We start from the raw sequence: 22,556 nt of genomic DNA, 5'->3' as shown, positions 1-22,556 counted from the left end.
GTCATCGAGCCGCGCCCCTGGTCGCCGGCGCTCGGATGCGGGCGCCGGTCTCCGACCGTGGTGCCAGGACCAGTCGCGCTGCCTTGTCCGCCGGCAGGCCTGCCCCGGGCGCCGGCGCCTGCTGCACCACGACGCCGTGGCCCTCGAGGTCGACCCGCACGCCGAAGGGAGCCAGCGCGGTCAGCGCCTGTCGCAGCGGTTGCCCGCGCAGATCCGGCATGCGCGGAGGGCCGTCGTCCGCCGGCTCGGAGCCCATGCTCACCAGCCGCACGGGCAGGGCCGGCGGGGGATCGCCGGGGTTGGTGACGATCTGCACCGGCGGTGTGTCGCGAGGCGGCACGCCCAGGTAGCGGAGGATCTCGGCCCCGACCGCCGCGAAGATCGGCGCGGCCGCCTCGCTGCCCCATCGCTGCGTCTTGGGCTCGTCGAGCAAGACCAGCATGGCGAAGCGCGGCTCGTCGGCGGGCGCGAACCCCACGAAGGAGAGCACGCCCGGCGTCCGGGCATAGCGCTTGGTGACCGGGTCGGGCTTCTGGGCGGTGCCGGTCTTGCCGGCCACCGCGTAGCCCGGGATCGTGGCTTTGTGACCGGTGCCGAGCTCGACGACCTGGGTCAGCACGCGCGTGAGGACGCGCACCGTCGCGGGCGAGATCACCTTGCGCACGGCGAGAGGCTCCACCCGACGGATCTCGCGCCCCTGATCGTCGAACACCGCCCGCACCAGTCGCGGCCGCATGAGCGTACCGCCGTTGGCGACGGCGCCGAACGCCGCCACCAGCTGGAGCGCGGTGACCGAGATCTCCTGGCCGATCGACAGTGTCGGCAGCGACAGCGCCGACCAGCGCTCGGGCTCGCGCAGCATGCCCCGGCTCTCCCCGGCCAGTCCGATGCCGGTGGGGGCGCCGAAGCCGAACGCCGTCAGGTAGCGGTAGTAACGCGCCGGACCCAGAGCCAGACCGATCTTGATCGAGCCCACGTTCGAGGACTTCTGCAGGACCTCCGCGAACGTGAGCCAGCCATACTTCTTCCAGTCGTGGATCGTCGTTCGGGCGATGGTGATGGCGCCGTTCTCGGCGAAGATCGGGTCGTCCGGCCGCATCACGCCTTCCTCCAGGGCGGCGGCGGCCAGGATCATCTTGATCGTGGATCCCGGCTCGAACGGGTCGGTGATGGCCCGGTTGCGCCAGAGGTCGGGCGACGGGACGTCCAGGAAAGTGTTCGGGTTGAAGGTAGGACGGATGGCCAGGGCCATGATGTCCCCGGTGCGCGGGTCGAGCACGATCACCATGCCGGCCTGGGCCCGCGTCCGCCGCCAGGCCGCATCCAGCTCTCGCTCGGCGGCGTGCTGGATGTTGGCGTCGATGGTGAGCATCACGCCGTGGCCCGGCACGGGTGGCTGCAGCACCACCTCGGTGGGGATGTCTCGTCCGAGCGCATCGCGACCGACGATCGCCCGCCCCGGCGCGCCGGCCAGCGGTTTCTGCCAGGCACGCTCGATCCCCTCGAGCCCGCCGTCGACGCCTTCGAACCCGACCACGTGCGCGGCCAGCTCCCGGTTGGGGTAGAGCCGCAGCGGCTCGTCGACCAGACCGATCCCCGGCTCGCGCAGCGCCCGGACCTGCTCGGCCACGGCGGGCGGCAGCCGCCGGCGCAGCCAGACGAAGGATCGCGAGCTGGACAGCAAGCCGCGGATGGTCGCCGCCGGTATCTGGATGATGGGCGCGAGCCGCGCCGCCACCCGGCCGGGGTCGGCGACGTGGCGAGGTTGCCCGAACAGGGACGCCGCCGGGCTCGACACCGCGAGAGGCGCGCCGTGGCGGTCCACGATGGGCCCGCGCCGGGGATGCAGCGCGACGGTCCGCGAGTACTGCCGCTCGGCCAGAGCCGCCAGCTCCGCGTGACGCACGAGCTGCAGGTGAGCCAGACGCACCGCGACACCTGCGAACGCGACGGCCAGGAGGGCCGCGAGAACGAGGACGCGGATGCGCAGGCCAGGCAGGCTCACGGCTGGAGCACTGTCCTCCCGTCCGCCGGCGCCGACGGCACGAGCCCGTACATGGCCATGCGGTTCCGCTCGGCGGCCAGTCCGGTGGTCCCGGCCACGAACTCGCGGGCCAGACGTACCTGGCCCGGCGCCGGCGGCGCCAAGCCGAGCTGGCGGGCGCGCTGCTCGATTCGCCGCGGCGAGCGGAGGGTCGCGACCTCGACCTCCAGCTGCCGGACGAGAGCGCCCAGCCGGCCGCGCTCGTCACGGAGGGCGTCCAGCTGGTAGGCCAGCTGCACCTGGTGGACGCGCAGGCCGACTACCACCAGGCCGGTCAGGACGACGAGGAGCGCCCCTGCGAGCGCCAGCGTCAGGGACCGGCGCAGCCGGGGGTCGTGCTCGCGATGCAGTCGCTGTGGTCTCTTCACGATTCGCGCTCCAGCACTCGCAGCTTCGCGCTCCTGGAGCGGGGATTGGCCCGCACCTCGTCGGCCCCGGGCGCCAGGGGCGACGGCTCGACGACAGCATACCCACCATCCGCCGTGAGCGAGCGAAACGCCAGCTTGACGATGCGATCTTCGCCCGAATGAAAGGAGATGACAGCGAGCCGGGCCCCAGGATCGAGCAACGCCGCCGCAGCCGGCAGCGCGGCCCGTAGCGCGCCCGGCTCGTCGTTGACGGCCATGCGAACGGCCTGGAACGTGCGGGTGGCGACGTGAAGCCGGCGCGGCCAGGCCCGGCGCGGGACGGCGCGTTTCACGGCGGCCACCAGATCCGACGTGGTCCGCAAGGGTCGCGCCCGGACGATGGCCCGGGCGATCCGGCGGGCGTGGGGTTCGTCGCCGTACTCTCTCAGGATCCGCTCCAGCTCGTGTTCAGGCAGGCGGTTGAGCAGCGCCTCGGCGGTCTGGGCGGCGTCGGGGTCGAGCCGCATGTCGAGTGGCTCGTCGGCCTGAAACGAGAATCCCCGCCCCGACTCTTCGAGCTGGGCCGAAGACACGCCGAGGTCGAGCAGCACGCCCTGGACCGGCGCCACACTCCGAGCTCGCGCGACCTCCCCCAGCTCACGAAAGTTCGCCCGGGCCAGCTGCACCCGCTCGGCGAAGCGGGCCAGGCGCGCCGAGGCGCTGGCCAGGGCCGCGGGGTCCGCGTCGAGGCCGAGCAATCGCACGCCCGGAGGGGTCGCCGCCAGCAACGCTTCCGCGTGTCCCCCCATGCCCACCGTTCCGTCGATCAACCAACCCTCCCGACCCGGCCGCAACAGGAACGTGACCTCATCGACGAGGACCGGGACGTGAACTCCTTACACTCCCAGCCGCGACAACCGCTCGAACAGGGACGGCAGGCCGTCGCCGTTCGTCCGCTCGTACTCTTCGAATCGCTTGCGATCCCACACCTCGAAGAACCGCCGTCCCGGGCCGACCAAGGTCACCTCTTTGGCGAGCCCGCCCTGCTGGCGGCTGTCCGGCGGGACGAGGATCCGGCCCGCGCCGTCCAGGGCAACCTCCTTGGCCCGGGACACGTAGAGGCGCCCGAGCTTGCGCACCTCGGGATCGAACTGCGACTGTTCGCTGATCCGACTCTCCAGCCGCTCCCACTCTTCGAGGGGGTGCACCTCGAGGGCATTCTCGTTGGGGACGACGATCAACGCGCCCTCGTACTGCGCCAGCACGTCGCGGAATTTCGCCGGCACACTGAGCCGTCCTTTCGGGTCGATCGTGTGCTGGTAGCGCCCTCGAAACATGTCCCCCGGGTGGGGGCGAGACTCCACTTCATCCCACTTTGCCCCACCTGGCTGGCGAGATTACAGTTGTCAAAAAGTCGTGTCAAGGAAAAACACACGATTTATAAGCAGATCTCTGCTAGAGAAAATTCGACAATCGGTTGGGGGCGCTCCGGCTACTCCCACCCTGGGTGGGGTGGGTGGTCCCAGTGGGAAGTTGGGCGGGAGGAGCCGGAGGCAGGACCCGCCGTGACCGCAAGGGGGGCTCGCCCCCTGCCGCTAGCGGTTCCGCAGGCGGACTTCGGTTTCCAGCGTCGTGAGCCCGTCGCGACGCGTGAGCGGCCCGTCGGGCCCGGTCGTCAGTCGGATGACGACGGACCTCACGTCGCTCGGCGCGGCGGCCGGCGCCCCGTCGGCGCCGAGATACGTGAACGCGAGCGAGCGCACGCCATTGATCACCGGCTGTGCGCCCCCGCCGGCATCACGCCGTAGCACGCCATCGGCGCCCAGGAGCCAGGTGATCGTCTCCGATCGCCCGCTGATGACGCCGTCGACGTCGTTGTCCATGTGGAGGACGAGCCGTTTGGGCTCGAAGACGGAGATCGCGGTGAAGGCGGCACCGGCGGGGCCAAAGCCGGCCTGACGAATCTCCCGAGCCATGCGCGCCAGCGCCAGACGCGCGCTCTGCTGACTCTCCACGCGCGCGGTCCCGGCCAGATACGCCCGTTGCCCGGAGACGAGAAACATGACCGCGGCAGCCAGCACGAGACCGAGCACGGCGAGGGCGGCGAGAAGCTCGGCGAGCGACACGCGGTGAGGGTGTACTCACGCCCCTCCCGCGTCAATGTCCGAAGTCTCGGACGCTCAGGACCTCGTCGGCGGTCGGAAGACGGACGCGAATCGCACTTTGGGCGACCCGGGCGGCGATTCCTCCTTGGTCGCAGGAGGCTTTTCCTGGCGGCCGGCGAACCGCGGGCTTGGCTCCGGACTCGCCGGCTCGGCGGCGGGCGGCTCGGGAGTGGCCGGTGCAGGGCTCGCGGGCTGGCCGTTCACCGTGGCCTCGAGCTCCGTCGGCTCTGCGCTGGCGGGCTGCGGCGGCGCGGGACGGGGCCGCTGGGTATCGAGATCCGGCAGCGCTTCGCCGAGGCTGGTGCCCCCGATCAGCGTCTTGAGCTTGGCGAAGGTCTCGGCCATCTCTTCCCGGCTCTGGCGAAGGGTGTGGTTCTCGCGTTCCATGTCAGCGAGCCGCTGCCGGAGGCGCTCCGCTTCCGCGGCGAGGTCGTCCAGCTTGGCCAGGACTCCGGGCAGCGCAACGAGCAGGCGCTTGCTCTCCCCTGCCCACCGCGAGACGAGGTCTTGAATATCGGGCTCGGCGACTTCGAGGCTCTCGTTGTCCTCCATGAATGCGATTGTCCACGAGCCGCGCTGCCCGGGCCTCATGAATCATCCGGCTATCCGCCAAATGCATCAGGGCGGCGGCCCTGCCAGGGGCGGATACGCTCGAAGGCGGCCGCGGCCCGGAGCACCGAGACATCGTCGTTGCGCCGGCCCACGATCTGCAGCCCGACCGGCAGGCCCGCCCGCGTGAAGCCGCAGGGGACGGAGGCGGCGGGCTGACCCGTCATGTTGAACGGGTACGTGAACGGGATCCAGCCGTACGCCGAGATCGGCCGCCCCGCGATCTCGGGGGGGTTGTCCAGACCCACCGGGAACGGCGGGCAAGCGATCGTCGGCGTCAGCAGCAGGTCGTACTGCGCGAAGAGCGCCCGCGGGTGCTGCTCCCACTGCAATCGGTCGAACCAGGCCTGCACGTAGGCCGTGGGCCGCCGCGTGAGGTAGTCCTCGATGATCGCCAGCAGCCCGGGCTCGATCTCCTCACGTCGGTCCAGGGAGGGGGCCAGGCGGGTCGCGAGGCCACCGCAGAAGATGAGCTCCCAGGCTTCCCGGGGTGAGGGCCAGCCTGGATGCACCTCCAGGACTCGGCACCCGAGCTTCCGAAACGTCCCGGCCGCGGCGGCACAGATGTCCCGCACTTCCGGGTCGAGCGCCTCGACGAAACCGAGGTCGTCGCTGTAGGCGACCCGCAGTCCCTTGACGCCGCCCCGCAGCGCGCGCACGTAGTCCACGCTCTCGGCCGGCAACGAATACCGATCGCGGGGGTCCGGGCCCGCGCAGACGGCCAGCATCAGGGCGGCGTCGTGCACCGTTCGCGTCATCGGGCCGACATGCGAGAGGCTCCACGCGGCGCTGGGCGGATAGGTCGGGATGCGGCCGAACGAGGGCTTGTGGCCGAAGATGCCCGCGCAGGAGGCGGGAATGCGAATGGAGCCGCCGCCGTCGGTGCCGACGTGCAGAGGTCCCAACCCGGCGGCGGCCGCCGCCGAGGCGCCGCCACTGGAACCCCCCGGCGTGCGGCTCGAGTCCCAGGGGTTGCGGGTCGTGCCGAAGAGCAGGTTATGGGTGGCGCCGATCCACCCCAGGGTCGGCGTGTTCGTCTTGCCGAGCAGGATGGCGCCCGCCGCCTTCATGCGCTCGACGATGGGCGCGTCCTCCGTGGGCACATGGTCGCGGTAGAGCGGCGTGCCGAAGGTCGTCCGCACGCCGCTGGTGATGACGAGGTCCTTCACCGAGAAGGGCACCCCGTGCAGGGGGCCCAGCCGGGCGCTGCGCCGGGTCAGGGCGCGCTCGGCCAGCCGGGCCTGGCGGCGCGCCGACTCGGCGGTGACGGTCACGAAGGCGTTGAGCCCGGGGTTGACCTTGCCGATGCGGCCGAGCACGGCCTCCACCACCTCCACCGGGGAGAGCGTGCGCTTGCGATAACGCGCGGCCAGCTCGCTGGCGGACAGCCAGCACAGCTCCTCGGCGGCCGCCATGAGCTCAGCTGGCCAGGTGGAACACGACCATCTTGAGCTCGGTCATCTCTTTGATGGCGTAGGCCGGTCCCTCCTTGCCGAACCCCGACTCCTTGAGCCCGCCGTAGGGCATAAGGTCGGCGCGCCACTGCGGCCCCCAGTTGATGTGCAGGTTGCCGGACTGGACCTCGCGGGCGAACTTCCACGCCCATTCCAGGTTCTCGGTGAAGATGCCGGCCGCCAGCCCGTAGTTGGTGTCGTTGGCCAGGGCGATGGCCTCGTCGATGTCGGTGAACGGCGTCACGGCCACCGCGGGCCCGAACAGCTCGTCGCAGGAGATCTTCATGTTCGGCTTCACGTCGGCCACGATGGTCGGCTCGTAGAGGGCGCCCTGCCGGCGGCCGCCGGTGACGAGGCGCGCCCCGCCGGCCACCGCTTCCTTCACCCACTCCTCCACCCGCGCCGCCTCGCGCTCGCGGACCAGCGGTCCCACTTTCACGCTTTCGTCGAACTGGTCGCCGATGCGGAGCGCCTGCACCTTCGGCGTGAGCGCGTCGAGGAAGTCGCCGTACACCTTGCCGGCCGCCAGCACCCGCTGGGTGGAGATGCAGACCTGTCCGGCATTGGCGTAGCCGGTGGCGGCCACGGCGGCCGCCACCTTGCCCAGGTCGGCGTCGGGCATCACGATGACCGGGGCGTTGCTGCCCAGCTCCATGGTGACCCGCTTGATGCCGGCGCGCGTGCAGATGTGCTCGCCGACGTCACGGCTACCCGTGAAGGTGATCTTCCGCACCCGGCGGTCGGTGATGAGCAGGTCGCCGATGTCGCCGCCCGACCCGGTGAGCGTGTTGATCCCCTCGGGCGGCAGCCCGGCCTCCAGCAAGATCTCGGTGAGCTTGAGCGCGCTCAACGGCGTGTCGGTGGCCGGCTTGACGATGACGGCGTTGCCGCCGGCCAGGGCCGGCCCCACCTTGTGGCAGACGAGGTTCAGCGGGAAGTTGAACGGGGTGATCGCGACCACCACTCCGCAGGGCACCCGGATGGTGACACCGAACTTGCCGGCGCCGCCCGGAGCCCCATCCAGGGGCACCGTCTCGCCGTGCAGTCGCTTGGCTTCCTCGGCCGAGCCCACGATGGTCTCGTAAGCGCGATTGGCCTCCAGGCGGCCCTCGGCGATGATCTTGCCCTCCTCGGCGGAGATGGTGCGGCCGAGGTCCTCCTGGCGGGCCGCCATGAGCTCGGCCGCCTTGCTCAGGATCTTCCAGCGGTCGTACCCCGTCAGCTTCGCCATCACCCGGGCGCCGCGCTCGGCCGATTGCAGCGCGCGCTCGACGTCGGCGCGCTCGGCTCGCGGCACCGTGTCGATGACGGAGTTGTCGTAGGGATTGCGCACCTCGATTCGCTGCGGCTTGTCGACCCATTCGCCAGCGATGAACATTTTCATGGGAAACCTCCATTGAACTGGGCACGGGCGCCCGGGCTTCGCCCGCCCGGGCCCCGCCGCGATCACCCGCGGCGGTTGATCATTCGCCCGATCTGCGTCGCGACTGCACGGGACGCTGTCCCTGCGGCCGCTTACCTGAGCACGGGCGCCCGGGCTTCGCCCGCCCGTGCCCCGCCGCGATCGCCCGCGGCGGTTGATCATCCACATCTGTAAATGTCCTAGCGGCCTCGCAAACGGGGGTCGAGGGTATCGCGGAGCGCGTCGCCCAGCAAGTTGGAGCCGAAGACGGCCAGGCTGATGGCGATGCCGGGGAAGAGCACCAGGTGGGGCGCCTTCTGTGCGTATTCCGCGGCGGAGACGGACAGCATGCGTCCCCAAGAGGGATAGGGCTCGGGCACGCCGAGACCGAGGAATGAGAGCGTCGCCTCGACAAGGACGGCGCTGCCCAGCTGCGCCGTCCCCAGCACGATGAACGGCCCGATGGTATTGGGCAGGATGTGACCGAACGCAGTGCGCAGGTGCCCGATACCGAGCGCCCGCGCCGCCTCGATGTACTGCATCTCACGGATGGACAGCACGCTGGCCCGGATCACGCGCGCCGCCCGCGGGATGATCGGGATGGAAATGGCAATGATGACGTTGTGAACAGCGGGGCCGAGGGCGGCCGACATGACGAGGGCCAGCACGAGGAGGGGCAGGCCCTGCAGGATGTCGAGCACACGCTGGCTGATCAGATCCGTCTTGCCCCCGAAGTAGGCGCTGAGCAGACCAATGATGCCGCCCAGCACCGAGCCCAGCAGCGTCGACGACACACCCACGATTAGGGAAACCCGGGCGCCGTGCACGATCCGGCTGTAGATATCGCGGCCCAGGTGGTCCGAGCCCAGCCAGTGCTCGGCGCCGGGCGGGGCCAGGGTGTAGGCCGCGTCGGTGGCGATGGGATCGTGGGTGGCCAGCACGTCGGCAAACACCGCGCACACCAGCATGGCCAGCATCAGGGCGGCCCCGGCCGCCCCCAGCGGCTTGCGGCGGATGAAGCGCAACAGGACCGTCCCGGCGCTCGCCCGGGACGGGCCCCGGGAAGCGGCGGCGATGAGCTCCAGGCCGGTGTCGGCGACGACGGGCTTGGTGGCCATGGCTACTCGGCGTAGCGGACCCTCGGATCGAGCCATCCGTAGAGGAGGTCGACCACGAGGTTCGAGAGGATCACGACGACGGCGATGAACATGACCAGGTTCTGGACGACCGGATAGTCGCGCCACAAGATCGCCTGGACCAGGAAGCGAGCCACCCCGGGCATGTTGAACACGGTCTCGGTGACGACGAGCCCGCCGATGAGGAACGCGAACTCGATGTCGATGACGGTGACCACCGGCAGCACGGCGTTTTTGAAGGCGTGGCGCCAGATCACCAGCCGCTCTCGCTGCCCCTTGGCCCGCGCCGTCCTCACGTAGTCCTCCCGCATGACTTCCAGCACGGCCGAGCGGGTGATCCGCATGAGCAGCGCGGAGGACCGGTAGCCCACGGCCAGCGCCGGCAGCAGGAACTGCACGGCGTGGATCGGGAAATTCTCCCGCGGCGAGACGTAGGTCAGCGGAGGGATCCACCCTGCCCACGCCACCAGTCCCAGGATGATCACCATGCCCAGCCAGAAGGACGGCATGCTGAGGCCGGCCAGCGAGAAGACGCGCAACACGTAGTCCAGCGTGGTGTCCTGGCGCACGGCGCTGATCACGCCCGTCGGCACCCCGATGATCACCGAGATGACCGTCGCCAGGATGGCCAGCTCCACCGTCACGGGAATGAGCGGGCGGATCACGTCCCAGGCCGGCTGATCGTATCGGTAGGACTTGCCCAGGTCGCCGCTGAAGATGCCCTTGAGCCACTCGACGTACTGCACCCAGATCGGCTGGTCGATGCCCAGCTCCTGCATGATGAGCTTCTTGTCGGCCTCGTTCACGTAGCCCGCCGCCGCGAAGAGGATGTCGACGATGTCCCCGGGGGCCAGGCGCATGAGAACGAAGATGACGACCGACATGCCGAACAGCGTCAGCACGGCGATTCCGAGTCGATGAGCGACGTACGTTTTCAACAGTTCGCTGGCCGGCGTACCCGGCCCCATCCCTCCTGCGGGCTGCGGCGGACGAGGCGCGGCGCGCCCGGGCGGGCGCGCCGCGAGAGAGCCCTCTCCGTCATCATCACTTGTCGATCCAGACGTCCTGCAGCCGTCCGTAGTTGTAGATGTTGTGGTGCGGCACCAGGCCCTTGACGTACGGCCAGTGGGTGAAGTAGTCGAGCCGCCAGCCCATCATGGGCCGGGCCCCGTCCATCTCCAGGCGCTTCTGGATATCCCATACCATCGCCATGCGCTTCTTGGTATCCAGCTCCTGTGACTGCTGGTCGAACCTCTTCATGACTTCCTCGTCGCAGTAGTCGGTGTAGTTGCGCGGCGAGCCACAGGCGAAGTTCTCGTAGAAGTTTCCATCGGGATCGTCGATGCCGAGCCCGGTGAGGTTCGTGCCGACCAGGTAGTCCCGCCGCGTGGCCAGCGGATGCCACTGGGCCGTTTCGATCTGGGTGAGCGTGGCGTCGACGCCGACTTGCTTGAGCTCGTTGATCACGAACGAGGAAAAATCCACGTAGATGGCGATGGCCCGGGTCTTGACCTCCACCTTGAGCGGGTTGGCCGGAGTGAAACCCGCCTCGGCCAGCAACTGCTTGGCCTTCGCTTTGTCATCGGTGGGCTTGCCATATCCGGGAAGCTGGTTGAGGTCCTTGTCCAGCAGCCCCCAGAATCCGTAGGGCTTGGGCTGCATCGACGCGCCGACCACCGCGCCGCCCTGGTGCACGGCCTTGACGTAGGACCGGCGGTCGATGGCCAGGCTGAAGGCCCGCCGGACTTTCACGTTGTCGAATGGGGGCTTCTTCGTGTTGAGGAGGAGGTTGTCATTGACGTTGGAGCCGACCTGGCGGATGACCATCTTGGGTACCGCCGCCTTGATCTGCTCGGAGGCGGCCTTCGAGGTCTCACCCGGAAACGAGATGTCGACCCGGCCGGCCTGGATGGCCGCCGTGCGGGTGCCGCGCTCGGGGATGATCACGTAGCGGAGGCCGTCCAGGTAGGGGCGGCCTTTGGCCCAGTAATCGGGGTTCTTGACGTACTCGATGTACTCGCCCCGCCTCCACTCCTTGAGCTTGAAGGGACCAGTCCCGACGCAGCGCGTTCTGAACTCGGCCGGCGGGACGTGGGCCGGGTACACCGGCGAGTAGCCCGTGGCCAGCATCATCAGCAACGACGGCTGGGGCCGCTTGAGATGGAAGATGACCGTGTGCGGGTCGGGCGCCTCGATGTTGGTGACATTGGCGTACCAGTCCTTGCGAGGATTGATGCGGAGCTTGGCCGGCGCGTCCTTGGCCTCGCGCACCACGTCGAACGTGTACTTGACGTCCTTGGAGGTGAAGGGCTGACCGTCGTGCCACTTCACGCCTTTGCGCAGGAACAGCACCAGGTTGCGGTTATTGTCCTGCCACGACCACTTCTCGGCCAGCTCGGGAACGATGGTGTCCATGCTCTCCACCGGCTTCGTCGGGTCGAAGAGCACGAGGTTGTTGAAGCAAGGACTACTGGGCCAAACGGTGGAGATCGTCGCCGTCTCGTGGATCGAAAACCCCTGGGCCAGGTCTTCGCGCTGGGTGACGTTGAGCACCCCGCCGGACTTCGGGGCCTGACCAACGGCGGGTTTGACGATCGTGACGGCGAGAGCGATGGACAGCAGGATACCGAGGACTGTCAGAGCGCACGAGCGTGTCATTCCACGACCTCCCGGGGGCGTGAGCGATCGAAGTTGACTGGAGTGTACGTGAAAATCAGCAGGCCGACAAATGATCGGCCGCCGGTCACCGCACGGGGCTCGCCGTCAGACGAGCTTGAGCAGGAGGTGGATCGCGTAGAGCAGGCCGCCGGCCAGGCCGCCCACCACGGTCCCGTTCACCCGGATGTACTGCAGATCGTCGCCCGCGTGCTCCTCGATGAGGTGCACGGCGCCCTCGGGGCCCAGGGCGTGCACGCCCTTTTCGATGAACGTCGCGATGCGCCCGTGGAAACGGTCCACCGACTCCACCGCCCGGGACTTCACCCAGGTCTCGATCCGCCGGCGCAGATCGGCATCCGTGAGGAGCGCGTGACGGGCGCGCTCCAGCCGCTCGGTCACCCAGCCCACGACCTCCGAGTCCGGGCGCTCGAGATCGGCCAGCAAGGCCTGGCGCAGGGCCCGGGCCGCGTCGTCGGCCAGCCGCGCCGCCACCGGGCTGCCCAGCAACTCGTCCTTGACGGCCTCGACCCGGGCGGCCAGGGCGGCGTCCGTGCGCAGGCGCAGGGCGAAGTCCGCGAGGGCGTCGCCGAGGCGCGTGCGGATCGGATGGGCAGGCTCGGCGGCGAGCTCTTCCAGGCCGGCGGCGACGGCGGCCACGATGCGCTCGCGATTGATGAGGCCGAACAGGTCGGCCAGGCCCAGCGCGACCCGCGGGTAGAAGCTGATCCGCTCGCGGTAGCGGGCGAGCAGCTCGTCGACCAGCTGGCCGACGGCGTCGCGCAGCGCCGGGCGCTTGAGCGCGTCGACCAGGGCTGCCGCCGTGGCGCCGATGGCCCGCTGGTCCCAGCCGTGCTGGCGCGCCAGCTCCAGCGCCGCGCCGAGGGCCGGCGCGAGTGGCCGGGCCACGAGCAGCCGCTGCAGGCGTGTCACCAGATCGCCGGCCGAGGCCACCGGTGCTTCGCGGGCCATCCAGTCCAGCACGGTACGCACGGCCGACTCGGCGTCGGCGCGCCCCACCCGCTCGGCCGTGCGAGCCAGCCACTGCGCCAGATCCAGTCGGTCGATCTCGCGCACGAGATACTCGCGGGTGAGGACGCGGTCGCCCACCATGGTGCCCACGCGGCGGGCCAGCAGCTCCCAGTTGGCGGGGATGATCGCGGTGTGAGGGATGGGGAGTCCCAGCGGGCGGCGGAACAGCGCGGTCACCGCGAACCAGTCGGCCAGCCCGCCGACGATGCCGGCCTCGGCCACGGCCAGGATCCACCCGCCCCACCAGGTGGCGCGGAACGGAAAGGCCGCGACGGCGAGCGCCACCGCTCCCAGGAGCACGCTGAGCGCCAGCCGTCGCCTGGTTTTCATTGTAACGGAGCCGCGAGCCCGGCTAGGAGCGAGGGTGGGCTGCTCTGGGTACGTGTGGCCACGTCTGTAACGGAGCCGCTTGCTCGGTTATGGCCGAGGGTGGGCTGCTCTAGGCACGCGTGGCTCCGTCACGCCCGTTCGTTGCGCGCGGCTGCATTCGCCGTACGCGGCGGGCGGGAAGCAGGACCCGGTTCTGCTTGACGTCCCAGACGCCGCGCGGCGTGAGCCGCGCGGCGGGCAGGAAGTCCGCCGCCAGGAAGAACAGCGTGAACAGCGGCTCGTGATGCGGATAGCCGCGGGCGACCAGCGCCGCGCGCAGGGCGTCCTCGCGGACCGCCGCGGCCTCGAGCGAGCCGGGCATCATCACCCCGCCCAGCGGCAGCGGCAGCTCGTGCGCCACGCGATCGCCGTCGACGATCACGATGCCTCCGTGGAGGTCGAGGAGACGGTTCACGGCCGCGGCCATGGCGGCCGGGCTGCGACCGAGCACCAGGATGTTGAAGTCGGTGGTGATGCTGGAGGCCAGGCCGTCGAGCCGCTCCGCGAAGCCGGCGACGACCGCGGGCGCGACCCAGCGGCCGTCGCGGTCGACCAGCGCGGCGAACAGGTCGCCGGGCGCCAGCGCGCGGTCTTCCAGACGGGTGATGACCGCGCTCACCAGGCGGATCACCGGATAGCGCTCTCGCCGGGGGAGGGCGAAGTCCTCGGCCCGCGCCCGCCAGCGCACGGTGAGCCGGGCGCGCGGCGAGGCGGTCACCCGCCGCCACGGCACCTCGGGCACCGGGACGCGCAGGTGGCCGTCCTCAGCCGCCACCGCCCCCCGCGCCACGACCGTCTGAGGCCGGGGCTCGCTGAGGTCGCGCAGCACGCAGAGGTCGGCCCAGCGGCCCGGCGCGATGCCGCCCAGGTCGGCGTCGAGCCCGTAGTAGGTGGCCGGATTCAGCGTCGCCATCCGGTAGGCGTCGATCGGCGGCACGCCGCGATCGAGCGCGACTCGAAGCAGATGGTCCACGAAGCCGTGGGCGCGGATGAAGGCCGGCATCGAGCCGTCGCAGGTCAGCATCACCCGGGAGGCGAGCCCCGGCGCCTCCTTCAAGGCGTCGAGCAGGCCGCTGAGGTCCGGGCGCAGCGACGACTGGCGCAGCATCACCGCGATGCCCTGACGCGCCCGGGCCAGGACCTCCGCGGCGGTGATCGGCTCGTGGTCGGACGTGAAGCCGGCGGCGGCGATGGCGGCGAGCTTCTCGGGCGTCGCGCCGGCCGTGTGGCCCTCGACGCGCCGGCCGCCGGCCAGCCCGAGCCGCCTGAGCATGTCGGGCTGGCCCTTCCAGGCATCGGGCCAGCGCGTCACCTCGCCCAGGGCCACCGCCTGGGGGTGGGCCAGGGCCCGGGCCAGGTCCGCCAGGCGAAACCGGCGCGTCTCGTCCGGGGAGCGCGACTGGGCGTGCGGCCGGATCATCCAGTAGAACTTCAGCGGCGAGCGGGCCAGCGCGTCGGCCACCGCTCGAAACCCGGCCAGCCCGCCGAGCTCCCACAGCTGCAGCGTGTCGGCGAAGACGCTCGTCGTGCCGAGCGGGAGCAGGTGGCTGGCCAGCGCCGACGGGGTGACCAGATGCGCCGGGTGCACGTGAGGATCGATGTAGCCGGGGACGAGGATCCGCCCGGTGACCTCGAGCACCCGTGTGCGCGAGCCCACCATGTCGTCGCGAGTGCCGACGTAGGCGATGCGCTCGCCGCGCACCGCCACGTTGGCGGGATAGAGCTCGCCGGTGTAGACGTTGAGGAGCGTGCCGCCGCGCACATAGAGGTCGGCGGACGCCTCGCCCCGGGCCACCCGCGCCAGCTCGCGCCGCTGGGCCGCCGTCACGTCACGCCGATTCGTCATCTCACGGCGATTATAGTCACGACAGCCCACCCTCGCGGCTTCGTTACAATAACCTTGTGAGCCGCGCCATCGTCGTCACCGACGCCGTGCGCATCCCGGCGCGCGCGCTGACCGTGCGCGCCGTGCGCGCGTCCGGTCCGGGCGGGCAGAACGTGAACAAGGTGGCCAGCAAGGTCGATCTTCGCGTGGATCTGGATGCCATCGAAGGGCTGACCGAGCCGGCTCGCCGGCGCTTGCGGTTGCTGGCCGGCCGCAGGCTCGACGCGCGGGGTCACCTGGTGGTGGTCAGCCAGGCCACGCGCGACCAGGTCCGCAATCTGGAGCTGGCCCGCGAGCGGGTGCGGGACCTCGTGACCGCGGCGCTCCGCGAGCCGCGGATTCGGCGCCCGACGCGGCCTCCGGCGGCGGTCGGCGAGGCGCGCCTGGCCGGCAAGAAGCGGCGGGCGGTGATAAAGCGCTGGCGAGCCCGCCCGGCCGGGGAGGATTGAGGCAGCGCGCCGCTAGTGTCTCGAACTCAGGACACTAGGCTAGCACCCTGTGTCTGAAATTTTGCTCACTTGACAAGTTCTGAGGGTCGCGCCGCCCCCGCCCCGGCGCTCCACTGAGAGTCGTGCCCAGTGGGCCGCAAAGGGCTGTAGGGCCAGAGAAAGCGATGTCGTTGCGAGAAATCCCGACCCCGAACGATCGGCGTTTGTGGCGCCTCTCAGTGGCCTGGGAAATCGGGGTGTACAGTCGCCCCAACGAAGGGGGCGACATGCATACTCACTCGCCGATTCGTGTTCCGACTGACGATCGTGTTCCCACTGACGATCGCACCGCAGAGCTGGACCGGCTGGGCGACGAGATCGCCGAGCTGGCGGCCCATCTCGATGCCGCGACGGCGCGACTCCTGGATCTGATCCGGGAGTTCGACGCGCGCGGTGGCTGGGGCAACGGGTTCACGTCCTGCGCCCACTGGTTGACCTGGCGGATCGGGCTGGCTCCCGGCGCGGCCCGCGAGCACGTGCGCGTGGCCCGCGCCCTGGGGACGTTGCCGCTGCTGACCCAGGCTCTGGCCCGCGGGGAGCTCTCGTACTCGAAGGTCCGGGCCCTGACCAGGGTAGCCACTCCTGATACCGAAGAGCGACTGCTCGCGGTCGGCCGGGCGGGCACGGCGGAGCACGTCGAGCGCATCGTGCGGGGCTGGCGCAAAGTCGACCGGCGAGCCGAGGCGCAGGAGGCCGCACAGCGGCACAAGAGCCGGGGTCTGCACATGTATCACGATGACGACGGCATGGTCGTCGTGCGGGGGCGGCTGGAACCCGAGGTCGGCGCGCTGCTCATGCAGGCGCTGGCGGCGGCGCGGGAGGCCTTGTATCAGACAGCGCGCGCCAAAAAGCCGGAGCGCGACACCGGGTCAGGCGACGTTCCCGCTGGAATGTCTCCGGCGACGGTGCTCCCGGACATCTCCACCCTGGCCCAGCAGCAGGCCGACGCCCTAGCCCTGCTGGCGGAGACCGCCCTGCACCACAGCCTCGACCCCGGGGCCCCGGGTGAGCGCTACCAGATCGTGGTCCACGTCGACGCCGAGGTCCTGGCAAACCAGGACGCGCCTGGTCAATCCGTGCTTGAGGAGGGCACACGCGTTCCAGCTGGAACGTCCCAGCGCCTGGCATGCGACGCGAGCAGGGTGATGATGCGCCACGACAAAGCCGGTCACCTACTGGAAGTCGGCGCCCGTACCCGCACGATCCCACCCGCGTTACGCCGGGCGCTCCAGCATCGGGACCGCGGCTGCCGCTTCCCGGGGTGCGGCGTGCGCTTCGGCCAGGGGCATCACATCCGCCACTGGGCGCAAGGCGGCCCAACGACGCTCTCGAACCTCACGCTGCTCTGTCGCCGGCACCACCGCGCAGTCCACGAAGAAGGCTTCCAGATCGATCGAGAACCCGATGGGACGCTGCGATTCCGTCGACCGGATGGCCGCCTCCTCCCCGAGGTCCCACCGGCAACCGGAGTGCCGAACGATCCGGCGCACGCCCTTCGCTCAGGCCACGTCGCGCAAGACCTCAACATCCACCCGCGGACATCCTGCCCAGGCTGGCTCGGCGAGCGCTTGGATGTGCGCTGGGCGATCGACGTCCTGCATCCTCACGCTCTGAGGAGATTGCCGCCCGCCGGCTAGCGCGACGGAAGCGGAATCGGCGCCGCCTTCGCCGCCGGTGTGGTCGGTGGGGACGCCTGGGCCACGGGCTCCTCGGCCCCGGCGGGAACGAACCACGCCACGAACTCCCCCGAGCGGGCCTCCGTGTACCCGATCAGCGCCGCCCGCCGACCCTGGGCCAGCGCATTGCGGTCGGCGATGCCCATCGACGAGATGTCGACCTTGATCCGCGAGCCCAGATCCGTCTTGAGCGTGAGCCGGGTCGCCTCGATCGACACGACGGTCCCCTCGACCTGGGTCCACACCCGCGGGGCCGGAGACGATTGCCCGGCCGCCGGCGCGGCCCCGGCCATGGTCAGCACCAGCACTGCGACGACGCGACGGAACATGCTCCACCTCCTGGTGGCGGTCAGTAGTGCCGGTGGCACGGCGAGCCTCAACGCTTCCGCCCGCCGGCGCGGTAGGCGGTCACGCCCGCCTTCACGCCGGCCTTGAGCCCGCGGGCGATCGCCGTCGCCTCGACCATCGCCCGGCGCATGGTCGGCTCCGCCCCACGCAGGGCCCGTTCCAGCGCCCCCCGGGCCTGACGCTCCAGATCGGTGAGCCGGCTCTGGGCTTCTCCGCGCGCCTTCTCCGTCTGGGCGCGGAGGGTCTTGAGTTGCCGCTGCAGCGTGTCGAGCTGACGTTCGAGATTGCTCATCGCTAAAACCCCAGTGCCCGGACCGCCTCGCGGAAACGCTTGACGTTGCCGAGCTTGATGTCTTCGTACCCACGAACGAGGTCGGGGAGCCGGGCCAGCGCGACGGCGCGCTCGTAGCCGGTCTCGGACAGGTCCACCAGCGCCTTGTCGACCAGGGCCCGGTACTCGCCGATCAGCTCGCGCTCCGCCTGACGCACGCGAGCATAGCCGAACGGGTCGAGCGCGGTCCCGCGCACGCCGCGCAGGCTGACGAGCAGGCGGAAGACGACGTCGAACCACGTTCCGAGCCTCAGCTTCTTGCGCAAGCCGATGGCCCGCAGGAACGGCGGGTGGAGGCGGTAGTGCACCTCCACCCCGTCCGGGAACTCGTCGGCGAGGCGCCGGGGCAGATCGTCACGCAGGTGCAGCCGGGCCACCTCGTACTCGTCCTTGTAGGCCATGAGCTTGAAGAGGTAGCGGGCCACGGCCTCGCTGAGGCGGCTCTCGCCCGGCAGGGCTCGCTGCTCGGCCTCCCGCACCTGCCGCACGAACTCGACGTACTGGCGGGCGTACCGGGCGTCCTGGTAGGCGACGAGCTCGGGCACGCGGACCTCGAGCAGCCGGCGCAGCTCGGCGTCGGCCGGAACACTATCGACGAGGGCCCGCGCCTCCGCGGTGAGGGCCTGGGCCATGGGCGCGGCCCCCGGGCGCCTGGCCACCACGCCGGCAGCCCATTCGGGGTCGGCCACGGCGAGGCGTCCGGCCCGGAAGGCCTGGGTGTTCATCGGCACGGCGACGCCGTTGAGGGTGATCGCCTGCTCGATGGCGGCGGCGCTGACCGGAATGGCGCCCGCCTGATAGGCGGCGCCCAGGACGATCAGGTTGGCCGCCATGTGATCGTCGAACAGGCGCTCGGCCAGGGCCAGGGCGTCGAGGAAGACGTTGTCGTCCTTGCGGCTCACGCGATCGACGCTGGCCCGCAGTCCCGCCGTCTCGGGGAATTGCACCTCGGTGGACGTCACCATGGCCCCGGTGGGCACCTTGCTGGTGGACACGACCGCCAGCGTCTTGTCCGGGCTGGCGTGGTCGAGATTCTGCGCCGACGTCGCGACCAGGATGTCGAAGCCCAGGTAGGCGTCGGCCTCCCCGGCCCCCACCTTGTTGGACACCTCCTCGGCGCGGTCGTAGATCTTCAGGTGCGAGACGACGGGGCCACCCTTCTGGCTGAGGCCGGTCTGATCGAGCCCGAGCACGTGCTTGCCGTCGAGCAGCGCGGCGGTGCCCAGGATCTGGTTCACGGTGACCACGCCCGTGCCGCCGATCCCGGTCATGAAGACGTTGCACTGCCGGCCCACGCGCAGGACGGGCTCGGGCAGCTCGCGCTCCACCGTGAACGCCGGATGTTCCTTTCGGCGCGAGGCGCCCCGGGGCACGATCGTGACGAACGAGGGACAGTCGCCGTCGAGGCACGAGTAGTCTTTGTTGCACGACGACTGGTGGATCTGGGTCTTCCGCCCGAACTCGGTGTCGACGGGATGGACGCTCAGACAGTTGGACTTGACCCCACAGTCGCCGCAGCCCTCGCACACCGCCTCGTTGATGTAGACCCGCATCGCCGGGTCGGGGAGCCGGCCGCGCTTGCGCAGCCGGCGCTTCTCGGCGGCGCACCGCTGATCGTAGATCAGCGCGCTCACGCCGGGCGTCTCGCGCAGCAGGCGCTGGGCCTCGTCGAGACGGTCCCGGTGCCACACCTCGACGCCCGTGGCCCACCGCGTCCCGCGCGGGTATTTCCCGGGCTCGTCGGTCACGACCAGGATCCGCTTGACGCCTTCGGCCTCGAGCGCCCGGGTCAGGTCCGGGACGGGCAGGGCCCCGGCCGCGTTCTGCCCGCCCGTCATGGCCACCGCCGAGTTGTAGAGGATCTTGAACGTGATGGTGGCGCCGGCGGCGACCGCCTGGCGGATCGCCAGGGAACCCGAGTGGAAGAGCGTCCCGTCGCCCAGGTTCTGGAAGATGTGCGGCGTCTCGGTGAACGGCGCCATGCCCACCCATTGCCCGCCCTCGCCCCCCATGTGCGTGAGGCCCATCGTCTGGCGGTCCATGTAGAGCGCCATCCCGTGGCAGCCGATGCCGGCCCCGGCGATGGAGCCCTCCGGCACGGTCGTGGAGCGGTTGTGCGGGCAGCCCGAGCAGAAATAGGGCTGGCGGGCGAGCGTGATCGGCTGCGGCCGCTCGCGCAGCGCCTCCAGGAGGGCCACGCGGGCGGTGACCGACTCTAGGTGCACGCGCCGCTCGAGTCGCGAGGCCACCAGCTGGGCGATGCGGTCGGCATCGAGCTCCCCGCTGGCCGGCACGAGCGGCGCGCCCGCCGTGTCGAACTTACCCACCACCCGGGGCCGCTCGGCCTGATTGTAGAGGATGTCGCGGATGAACAGCTCGGTGAAGGCGCGCTTCTCCTCCACGACGAGCAGCTCCTCCAGGCCCCGGGCGAACTCCCGCACGATGCCGGCCTCCAGGGGAAAGAGCATGCCGATCTTGAGCAGCCGCACCCCGTAGCGCCGCAGCGCCGCCTCGTCGAGGCCCAGGTCGCGCAGCGCCTCGCGGAGGTCGTAGTACGTCTTGCCGGGAGCGGCGATCCCGAGCCAGGCATCGGCGGTGGGCACCGTGATGCGGTTGATCCCGTGCGCGGCGGCGAACGCCCGGGCCGCCTCCAGCCGCCCGTACTGGATGACCCGCTCCGTCTCGAGCCCGAACGGCGGCATCAGCATGGGCGCCTGCTGGGCCTGCCAGGGGCGGCCCTCGAAGGCGAACCCGGGGTCGCGCACGACGATGCGGTCGGCCGACATCTCGGCGGTGGAGATCTCGTCGGCCACGTTGGTGACGATCTTGAACGCCACCCAGAGTCCCGAGTAGCGCGAGAGCTCGAAGCCCAGGCGCCCCAGGTCCAGGATCTCCTGCACGTTGCCGGGGAAGAGCACGGGCATGAGCGCGTCGTAGAACGCCACCTCGGAATGCGAGGGGATCGTCGAGGACTTCGAGAGCGGATCGTCACCGCCGAGCGCCAGCACGCCGCCGTGGCGGCCGACGCCGGCGTAGTTGGCGTGCTTGAAGACGTCGCCGGTGCGGTCGACGCCCGGCCCCTTGCCGTACCACATGCCGAGGACGCCGTCGTACCGGGGCCGCGGGAACAGGTTGGCGAGCTGGCTGCCGTAGACCGCGGTCGCCCCCATGTCCTCGTTGACGCCGGACACGAAGACGACGTCGTGCTCGCGCAGGAGTGACCCGTTGCGCTCGAGGGCCTGGTCGAGCCCGCCCAGCGGCGAGCCGCGGTACCCGGAAATGAGCGTGGCCGTGCGCAGGCCCCGCCGCCGGTCGGCCCGGTGCTGGTCGAGGGGAAGCCGGACCAGCGCCTGAATGCCGGACAGGAAGATCGTTCCTTCCTCGGTGCGATACTTCGCCTCGAGCGTGAACGCTCTCACGTGAGGTGTGACCACCGTCCCTCCAAACCTGACCGTCCGTGTGAGTGAGACGGGTCGCTCGTATGATACGGGGCCGCGCCGACAGGCGCAAACACGGGGCCGGACACCGTCACGCCGACAGCCTCACGACGCGCCGCCCCAGAGCCCGCGCCCCGACTGGCGGGCCTCGCGCTGCAGGGTCAGGAACAGCTCCTGATAGCGAACGTTGGGCGGCACCGTCATCACCTGAGCGTAGCCGCGGCGAACGAGCTCGGCGTTCACCATGACTCCGCGCACCCACACGTAGGCCAGCAGCCGGCCGTGGCGGTCGCGCCGCTGGGCGTCGAGCTCCAGGCGCGCCGGCTGGCCGTCGACGAGCTCCCGGTTGACCTCCCGCGCCTCTTGCCCGCCGGGCTCGGCGCCGCGCGCGGGATGGTGCAGCTCGGGCGTGTTGATGCCGATGTAGCGGACCCGCTCCAGCCGGCCGTCGACGCGCACGTGGATGGTGTCGCCGTCGACCACGCGCACGACGACGCTCGGGACGCTGCCCGGCTGGGCCGCCGTGGCGGCAGCGCTGAGGAGCAGGGCGAGCAGCGGCCAGACGACGAGCCGCAGCCGGTGGAGCATGCGGCGACGGTGTCACGACGCCCCGTCCGGTGTCAATTTATGGATACGTCAGGGGCGCCGGCAGGCGCCGGCGAGGCCGGTCAGCGCGGGCGCAGGCGCTTGAGCGCGCGCGCCGCGGCCCGGGCGCGCTTGGAAGGCCGACGCGGGTTGCCGCGCTTGGGAGCGGCGCGATCGGGCTCCGCGTCGTCGGCGGTCTCGGCGGTATCGGCCGGGCTCGCGAGCCCGCCCAGGAACTCGGGGGCGCCGAGCACGGCGCAGCCCGCCCGGCGCGCGGCGTCCTGGACGGCCCGGTCGGAGCTGACCACGACGGCGCCGTTACCGTACTGGCGTGCCATGCGGACCAGGACGTCGTCGGCCCGCTGCGGCGGGCGCGAGAACACCACCTGCAGCCGGCCCGGCGGCGCGGCCGCGCCCGGAATCGGCGCCCCGTCGAACACGACGGTGAACAGGTCGCCGGCGCGGCCGGCCGCCCCGGCGACCAGGCGCAGCAGGGCGGCCCGGCCGGCCGGAAGCCCCTGGGCCTCGACGGCCCGCAGATCGGGATCGGCGCGAATCACGTTGTAGCCGTCGATGAGCCAGCGCATCGCCCG

At 70.9% G+C, this 22,556-nt stretch carries 19 protein-coding genes and 1 pseudogene; 2 read left to right on the top strand and 18 right to left on the bottom strand.

Annotated features, from left to right (window positions below):
- Position 1 precedes the first annotated feature (1 nt).
- The 13 genes and pseudogenes from VFR64_18900 to VFR64_18840 all read right to left on the bottom strand — a co-directional run bounded on the left by VFR64_18900 (position 2) and on the right by VFR64_18840 (position 15,059).
- The gene (locus VFR64_18900; protein HET9491805.1) at positions 2-2,005 is read right to left on the bottom strand and encodes a penicillin-binding protein; all 2,004 of its coding nucleotides are present in this window, start codon (positions 2,003-2,005) and stop codon (positions 2-4) included.
- Complete coding sequence (gene ftsL, locus VFR64_18895; GenBank protein HET9491804.1) at positions 2,002-2,412, bottom strand: cell division protein FtsL; 411 nt, start codon at positions 2,410-2,412, stop codon at positions 2,002-2,004. The genes VFR64_18900 and ftsL overlap by 4 nt, the downstream gene beginning before the upstream one ends.
- Positions 2,409-3,281, bottom strand: a pseudogene (gene rsmH, locus VFR64_18890) (16S rRNA (cytosine(1402)-N(4))-methyltransferase RsmH). Before rsmH ends, ftsL begins: the two are co-directional and overlap by 4 nt.
- A gap of 6 nt (positions 3,282-3,287) precedes the next feature.
- Complete coding sequence (gene mraZ / locus VFR64_18885) at positions 3,288-3,728, bottom strand: division/cell wall cluster transcriptional repressor MraZ (GenBank protein ID HET9491803.1); 441 nt, start codon at positions 3,726-3,728, stop codon at positions 3,288-3,290.
- A 258-nt stretch (positions 3,729-3,986) separates the two neighbouring features.
- Complete coding sequence (locus VFR64_18880; protein ID HET9491802.1) at positions 3,987-4,517, bottom strand: hypothetical protein; 531 nt, start codon at positions 4,515-4,517, stop codon at positions 3,987-3,989.
- A 54-nt stretch (positions 4,518-4,571) separates the two neighbouring features.
- Positions 4,572-5,108: a DUF6212 domain-containing protein gene (locus VFR64_18875; protein HET9491801.1), complete on the bottom strand. Its 537-nt coding sequence runs from the start codon at positions 5,106-5,108 to the stop codon at positions 4,572-4,574.
- Positions 5,109-5,158: 50 nt separating this feature from the next.
- A complete protein-coding gene (locus tag VFR64_18870; protein HET9491800.1) occupies positions 5,159-6,580 on the bottom strand; it encodes an amidase in 1,422 nt (473 codons plus the stop codon).
- Positions 6,581-6,584: 4 nt separating this feature from the next.
- Positions 6,585-8,003 (bottom strand): aldehyde dehydrogenase family protein, encoded by a 1,419-nt coding sequence (locus tag VFR64_18865; GenBank protein ID HET9491799.1) that lies wholly within the window; start codon positions 8,001-8,003, stop codon positions 6,585-6,587.
- A gap of 218 nt (positions 8,004-8,221) precedes the next feature.
- Entirely contained in the window at positions 8,222-9,139 is a 918-nt protein-coding gene (locus tag VFR64_18860; GenBank protein ID HET9491798.1) for an ABC transporter permease, read from the bottom strand.
- A 2-nt stretch (positions 9,140-9,141) separates the two neighbouring features.
- The gene (locus VFR64_18855; GenBank protein ID HET9491797.1) at positions 9,142-10,095 is read right to left on the bottom strand and encodes an ABC transporter permease; all 954 of its coding nucleotides are present in this window, start codon (positions 10,093-10,095) and stop codon (positions 9,142-9,144) included.
- A gap of 106 nt (positions 10,096-10,201) precedes the next feature.
- The gene (locus tag VFR64_18850; GenBank protein HET9491796.1) at positions 10,202-11,815 is read right to left on the bottom strand and encodes an ABC transporter substrate-binding protein; all 1,614 of its coding nucleotides are present in this window, start codon (positions 11,813-11,815) and stop codon (positions 10,202-10,204) included.
- A gap of 105 nt (positions 11,816-11,920) precedes the next feature.
- The gene (locus VFR64_18845; protein HET9491795.1) at positions 11,921-13,174 is read right to left on the bottom strand and encodes a DUF445 domain-containing protein; all 1,254 of its coding nucleotides are present in this window, start codon (positions 13,172-13,174) and stop codon (positions 11,921-11,923) included.
- 109 nt (positions 13,175-13,283) lie between these two features.
- Entirely contained in the window at positions 13,284-15,059 is a 1,776-nt protein-coding gene (locus tag VFR64_18840) for an adenine deaminase C-terminal domain-containing protein (GenBank protein HET9491794.1), read from the bottom strand.
- Positions 15,060-15,115: 56 nt separating this feature from the next.
- On the opposite strand from VFR64_18840, the gene arfB reads away from it, so the two are divergent.
- Complete coding sequence (gene arfB / locus VFR64_18835; protein HET9491793.1) at positions 15,116-15,547, top strand: alternative ribosome rescue aminoacyl-tRNA hydrolase ArfB; 432 nt, start codon at positions 15,116-15,118, stop codon at positions 15,545-15,547.
- A 266-nt stretch (positions 15,548-15,813) separates the two neighbouring features.
- Positions 15,814-17,223, top strand: coding sequence for a DUF222 domain-containing protein (locus VFR64_18830; protein HET9491792.1), 1,410 nt, complete (start codon positions 15,814-15,816; stop codon positions 17,221-17,223).
- Here the strand turns inward: VFR64_18830 and VFR64_18825 are convergent.
- From VFR64_18825 to VFR64_18805, 5 genes are all read right to left on the bottom strand, one after another.
- Positions 17,220-17,591, bottom strand: coding sequence for a hypothetical protein (locus VFR64_18825; protein HET9491791.1), 372 nt, complete (start codon positions 17,589-17,591; stop codon positions 17,220-17,222). The genes VFR64_18830 and VFR64_18825 overlap by 4 nt on opposite strands.
- A gap of 47 nt (positions 17,592-17,638) precedes the next feature.
- Positions 17,639-17,902, bottom strand: coding sequence for a hypothetical protein (locus VFR64_18820; protein HET9491790.1), 264 nt, complete (start codon positions 17,900-17,902; stop codon positions 17,639-17,641).
- 2 nt (positions 17,903-17,904) lie between these two features.
- The gene (locus VFR64_18815; protein ID HET9491789.1) at positions 17,905-21,360 is read right to left on the bottom strand and encodes an indolepyruvate ferredoxin oxidoreductase family protein; all 3,456 of its coding nucleotides are present in this window, start codon (positions 21,358-21,360) and stop codon (positions 17,905-17,907) included.
- 123 nt (positions 21,361-21,483) lie between these two features.
- Entirely contained in the window at positions 21,484-21,966 is a 483-nt protein-coding gene (locus tag VFR64_18810) for a thermonuclease family protein (protein HET9491788.1), read from the bottom strand.
- A gap of 80 nt (positions 21,967-22,046) precedes the next feature.
- A complete protein-coding gene (locus VFR64_18805) occupies positions 22,047-22,550 on the bottom strand; it encodes an NYN domain-containing protein (protein ID HET9491787.1) in 504 nt (167 codons plus the stop codon).
- Positions 22,551-22,556: the final 6 nt, after the last annotated feature.

The sequence above is a fragment of the Candidatus Methylomirabilota bacterium genome, from assembly GCA_035709005.1.
In the GTDB taxonomy this organism is placed as follows: Bacteria; Methylomirabilota; Methylomirabilia; order Rokubacteriales; family CSP1-6; genus 40CM-4-69-5.
Note: the sequence above shows the minus strand (reverse complement) of the source record. Positions and strands in the feature narration are given on the sequence as shown.